The organism is Streptomyces sp. RPT161 (genome assembly GCF_027533845.1).
In the GTDB taxonomy this organism is placed as follows: Bacteria; Actinomycetota; Actinomycetes; order Streptomycetales; family Streptomycetaceae; genus Streptantibioticus_A; species Streptantibioticus_A silvisoli_A.
In genome coordinates, this window is record NZ_JAPZVN010000094.1 from 1 (window position 1) to 684 (window position 684).

Sequence of the window (684 nt, forward strand, 5' to 3'; positions counted from 1 at the left end):
CGGTGCGGCTGCGGCGTTTGGTGCTGCGGGGCAGGGGAGTTACGCGGCGGCGAACGCGTTCTTGGAGGCGTTGGCCCAGCAGCGGCGTGCGCAGGGTCTTCCGGCGACGGCGCTGGCGTGGGGTCTGTGGGCGCAGGCCAGCGGCATGACCGGCAGCCTGGACGAGGTGGACCTGCGACGCATCACACGAGGTGGGGTGGCTCCGCTGTCCTCCGCGGAGGGCCTGGCGCTGTTTGACGCCGCTGGCGCGGTGGACCAGGCCGTGCTGCTGCCGATGCGGCTCGACCTCGCCGCCCTGCGCGCGGAGGCCACAACGACCGGCGTCGTGCCTGCGCTGTTGCGCGGCCTGGTACGGACGCCGATACGCCGGGTCGTTGATGCGGCGGCCGCTACTGACGGCAACTCGCTGGCGCAGCGCCTCGTCGGCATGGACCAGGCCGAGCGGGACCGCGCCCTGGTCGAAATGGTCTGCGCTCGCGTCGCTGCCGTGTTGGGCTACGCCGGACCGGAGGCGGTCGAAGCAGGCCGGGCGTTCAAGGAGTTGGGCTTCGACTCGCTGACGGCGGTGGAGTTGCGCAACGATCTGAAGGCGGTTACGGGGCTGCGGCTTCCGGCGACGTTGGTGTTCGACTATCCGACGCCTGCGGATTTGGCTCGGTTCCTGCGCGATGAGTTGGTGGGCGC

At 71.3% G+C, this 684-nt stretch carries 1 protein-coding gene; it reads left to right on the plus strand.

Features of this window, described 5'->3' with window-relative positions; translation table 11 throughout:
* Positions 1-684: beta-ketoacyl reductase (locus tag O5O46_RS35050; protein WP_269859733.1), on the plus strand; the 684-nt coding region annotated here is incomplete at both ends.